A 4,525-nucleotide genomic window follows, 5' to 3' on the forward strand; every position below is an offset into this window, starting at 1 on the left:
GCGCTGGCCACCGCCGACGTCCAGCTGATCGTGCTGCCGGAACTGGCCGCCCTGCCGGTCCCCGCACTCGTGGACGCCCTGCGCGACACCACCGCGCACGCGGTCACCACCGTCCGTGAGGGCGTCGCTCACCACGGTCTGCTGGTGAACGCCGACGGGGTGGTGGCGCGCCAGCCGCAGCTGCATCCGACCGCGCGCCACCCCTGGCTGACCGCGCCCGGCTCCGCCCTCACCGTGATCGAACTGCCCTGGGGCCGGCTGGCGCTGGTGGTCGGCGACGACGCGCTGTTTCCCGAGACCTTCCGGCTGGCGGCCGTCCAGGACGCCGATGTGGTCGCGGTGTGCCACACTCCCGCCGAACCGTGGGAGGCGCGCCTCGGACTGCCCGAACGCGCGGCCGAGAATCGGCTCAACGTGGTGGCCGCCGGACTCGACGACAGTGGCGGGCTCACCGGCGGGATCTACGCGCTCAGCCCCGATTTCACCCTCTGGACGGTCTGGGAGGGCCCGTTCGCCGGGGTGATCAGCCATCCCGACATCACCCCGGTTCCGGCCGGGGCCACCAGCGTTCGCGCCCGCATCCGACCGGCCCAGGCCGCCAACCGCCTCGTATCCCGGGGCACCGACCTGGTGGCCGATCGCCCGCGTCAACCCTTCGATTCCCTACCCGTGCCCTGACGAAAGCAGCCGTGTGACAACCGTATCGACGACTCCGGAGCAGCCATGAGCGAAACCCTGCAACACGTCGAGCAGCTGGTCGACCAGACCCCGCGCGCCGATGTGACCGAGACCTTCGAGGAGTGGCGGGCGCTGCTGACCGGATTGAAATCCCTTATCGCCGCATGCTTCTCGCTCACCCGTGACCCCTCGACCGCCGATCTGGAGACCTACGGCGACCCGGACGGTGGCCCCTCCGGCAGCCTCGCCGCCTACTCCGGACCGGAGATCGACTGGCTGGTGCACTCCTGGATCGGCGATCCCCGAACCGGTTTCGTGAATCTGCATCTCACCGCGTGGTTGGGCCCGCACATCCGGGTGCCGCACCTCGGATCGGCGCTGCTGCTGTGGCCGGAGGGCTGGTTCTACGTGGACGCGATCCCGCGCGGCGACCTCGTCGGCGACGGCGCGTACTTCGACGACTTCTACGCCCCCAATGACGAACCCTGGCTGGACTTCAAGCGCGACCACCCGGATTTCACCTGGTTCACCAGCCGCACCGGCTTCATTCGCGGCAGCCTCTCCCCCACCGCGTACTGCTACTCCTTTCCCCCCACGCGACCGAATCTCGATACCGTGGCGCAGGTGCTGACGTCCAGAGTGGAGCAGTGGCTGACCTGGGTGGACGCGGCCGAACCCGTGCCCGCCGCGGAACGCCCCGCACTCGCCGAGCGGGATCTGGCCATCCGGCGCAATATCGCCGAGCGGGATCCGGCCAATGTCATGGGAGAGCGGTTCTTCGGGCCCGAACTCACCCAGCGGCTGGTGCGCGCGCTCTGGGGCGGCGACCGTGAACTGCCGAGGCCGACCGCATGACACTCATCCGCTCCCTGTGGTGGTCGGCGCGCACCGACGGCACCGCACCATTCGACACCGCCCACCTGAAGGTCTACTACCCGGCCGTCGCCACCGGTTCCGACGCCGAACGGCTCACCGGCGTGTTCCCGCCAGATCCGGCGGACGCGCCCTATCCCGTGGTGGTGTTCCTGTCCGGGGTCAATGTCGGGCAGGAGTCCTACCGCCGCTTCGCCACCGCGGTCGCCGCGACCGGATTCGTGGTGGTCACCCTGGATCGGGTCGCCGAACTGTTCGGCGGGCAGCGTGGGCTCACCCCGGGCGTGGATCTGGACGCCGCCCGCCCGGACGCCTACGGCACCCGGCCGACCTGCCCCACCATCGGCGCGGTGCTGGCCGCCCTGGCCGACCTGAACGAACAGCCACCCTTGCGCGGCGCTCTCGATCTGGAGCGAGTCGCGCTGGGCGGACATTCGGCGGGCGGCACCGTGGCCCTCCAGTCCGCGCGCTTCTTCCCCGAGATCGCGGCGGTATTCGCCTGGGGCGCGCACACGCTCGTCGCCACCATGCTGGGCTGGGCGCCGGGCACCGTGCTGCCCGCCCAGACCGCCTGCCCGGTGCTGCTGGGTGTGGGGTCATGCGACGGGGTGATCCAGGGCAGCGCCGACCGCTACGGCGAGGAGGGGGACGAACGGCCCGATCCGGTGCGGCGCACCTTCACCGAGGCGCTGCCCGACGGCGATCACCTGCTGGCGGAGGTGCCGAGAGCCAACCACTTCGGGATCGCCGACGCGGACCCCACCGCCGCACGCGCCTTCCTCGACGGCGTCGGTGACACCGACGCCCTGCCGTCGTTCGCGCGGCTGGTCTCGATCTTCCTGCGGACGCACCTGCGCGGCGATGCCGCGGCCAAGACCGAACTGGCCGAATTCGACGATGCCGCACTGCGTCTGACCCGGCGATAGGAACCACCATGCTGAAGAACTTCTGGTACGCCCTGGAATTCGCCGACCGCATCGGGCGGCAACCCCGGAAGGTGACCTGTCTCGGGCAGGATTTCGTGCTGTTCCGCACCCGCTCCGGCACGGTCACCTGCCTGTCGGATCTGTGTGTCCATCGAGGCGGGGCGCTGTCCATGGGCACGGTCACCGACGACTGCATCGCCTGCCCGTACCACGGCTGGCAGTACAACAGCGAGGGTGTCTGCGTGAAGATCCCGGCCAATGCCGAGGAGCGCAAGATCCCCCGCAAGGCGCGGATCGACGCCTACCCGACCGTGGAGCGCTACGGCATGGTCTGGGCGTTCCTGGGCGATCTCCCGGAGGCGGAACGCCCGCCCATCCCGGTCATTCCCGAACACGACGACCCGGAGTTCCGGGTGGTGCAGTTCGAGATGGAGATCGACGCCAATTACGAACGGGCACTGGAGAACGTGGTCGACGCCGCGCATACGCCGTTCGTGCACGGCACCAGCTTCGGCAACCCGGACAAGCCCGAAATCCCGGATTTTCGTATCCGCCAGACGGATTGGTCGGCCGAGGCCGATATCCAGCTCAGCCCGCCACTGCCCAAGGGACTGTGGGGACTGCTGGCCCGGCGGCGACCTCGCCCGGAATCGGTCACCGTGACCAACGCCTGGTATCTGCCGAACATCGTGAAGCTGCACATCCGGCTGCCGATCGGCGACATGCTGCTCTACGACTTCAATATTCCGCTCTCCCAGGAGCGCACGCTGGTCAAGATCCTGGGCTACCGGAATTTCTTCACCGGGGCGTGGGCGGACGGCAACGCGCGCAAGCGCATCGAGAAGATTCTGCTGCAGGACCGGCCGGTGGTGGAATCGCAGCGGCCCGAACTGCTGCCCTTCGACCTGTCCGACGAGCTGCACGTGCGCAGCGACGGCCTGCAGGTGGCCTACCGGCGGCGACGGTTGGAACTGCGCAAGCAGGGGTGGTGGGTCGGCGACGACGACATCATCACCGGCGACTCGCCGCGCCGGACGGCGACCGTCATCGCCTCCCCCGCCCGCCGCGACAATCCCGAACTGGCCAGTGCCTGGGTGCACAAGGCCCGCACCGGAGGTAATCCCGAATGAGCCTGCCCACCGCGCTCTGCGAGCGCACCCTGTCGGCGTTGAGCACCGCGCTCGGTCTCACCGTCGCCGAGGATCTGCCGCTGACCAGCGCCGTGTCGCCCGATCCGGTGGGCAGGCTGCGGGTGCTCCGCGGCGGCCCCATCGACAAGGCGGTGGTGGTGGATCTGGTGGTGCCGCCCATCGGACTCGACAGCCACATGGTGTTCGCCTTCACCGGAAGTGATTCCGCCGTACCGCATTTCACCCTCGATGCGGTGTACGCGGGCGACTACCACGCCATGCACCTGGATCTCATCCCGCGCGTGGACCTGGCGGTGCACCTGGACTATCTCGACGCCGCCTTCGGACCGCTCACCGATCCGCTGGCGGAGGCGTGGCGCATCGACGGGCTCTCCGCCGCCGCCATCGGACCCCGACAGCGGGCCATGATGTCGCCGTGGATGGTGGTGTGCCGGGCCACCGAGACCGCGTTCAAGGCCCTCGACGCCACCGTGGACCGGTATCTCGAGCATTGGCTGACGCTGGTGGACAACGGCGTTGCGGCCGTGGACGCCGAGCTGGCGGTGCGCGACCGTCGCCAGCGCGCCAACCTGTTCAGCCCCGAGGTCGATCCGGTGTGGGGGCGGGTCGCCCAGCTGCTCGGCACCGAACAGGCCGAGCGGGTACGCGGCGAACTGCTGGCCGCCCGGTGAGAGACGGTGACGAGTGAGAGAAGTTAGCGCCATCGACGCTCCGAGCAATTTCCAGCAGCGCATCGCGGGTGAATGGGTGGGCCGCCCCTCCTTATTCGACGCGGGCGGCACCTGGTGTGGTTTCGAGGACATCCGACGCGCGTCGGTGCACGAGAACGGCACCACCACCTACTACATGGACGGCGGCCTCACCGGCGGCGGCACGCTGGCGGGCCGCTTCGCCCTC

Annotated in this window: 5 protein-coding genes and 1 pseudogene; all 6 read left to right on the forward strand. The window is 69.6% G+C overall.

All coding sequences use genetic code 11. The annotated features are described in order from the left end of the window. The coding region (locus QK444_RS32805) for a carbon-nitrogen hydrolase family protein (protein ID WP_282785935.1) at positions 1–678 on the forward strand (678 nt) is incomplete at its 5' end. Between the two features lie 45 nt (positions 679–723). Continuing rightward, on the forward strand, positions 724–1,533 hold the full coding sequence (locus QK444_RS32810; protein WP_282785936.1) for an oxidoreductase: 810 nt from the start codon (positions 724–726) through the stop codon (positions 1,531–1,533). Continuing rightward, the gene (locus tag QK444_RS32815; RefSeq protein WP_282785937.1) at positions 1,530–2,477 is read left to right on the forward strand and encodes an alpha/beta hydrolase; all 948 of its coding nucleotides are present in this window, start codon (positions 1,530–1,532) and stop codon (positions 2,475–2,477) included. Before QK444_RS32810 ends, QK444_RS32815 begins: the two co-directional genes overlap by 4 nt. An 8-nt stretch (positions 2,478–2,485) precedes the next feature. Continuing rightward, a complete protein-coding gene (locus tag QK444_RS32820) occupies positions 2,486–3,607 on the forward strand; it encodes an aromatic ring-hydroxylating dioxygenase subunit alpha (protein WP_282785938.1) in 1,122 nt (373 codons plus the stop codon). Then, positions 3,604–4,299 carry a hypothetical protein gene (locus QK444_RS32825; protein ID WP_282785939.1) on the forward strand — a complete coding sequence of 232 codons (696 nt, stop codon included), beginning with the start codon at positions 3,604–3,606 and terminating at the stop codon, positions 4,297–4,299. The genes QK444_RS32820 and QK444_RS32825 overlap by 4 nt, the downstream gene beginning before the upstream one ends. A gap of 13 nt (positions 4,300–4,312) precedes the next feature. After that, a pseudogene (locus QK444_RS32830) lies at positions 4,313–4,525 on the forward strand (hypothetical protein); the annotation flags it as partial.

It is taken from the genome of Nocardia sp. CC201C (assembly GCF_030010695.1).
GTDB classification, from domain to species: Bacteria; Actinomycetota; Actinomycetes; order Mycobacteriales; family Mycobacteriaceae; genus Nocardia; species Nocardia otitidiscaviarum.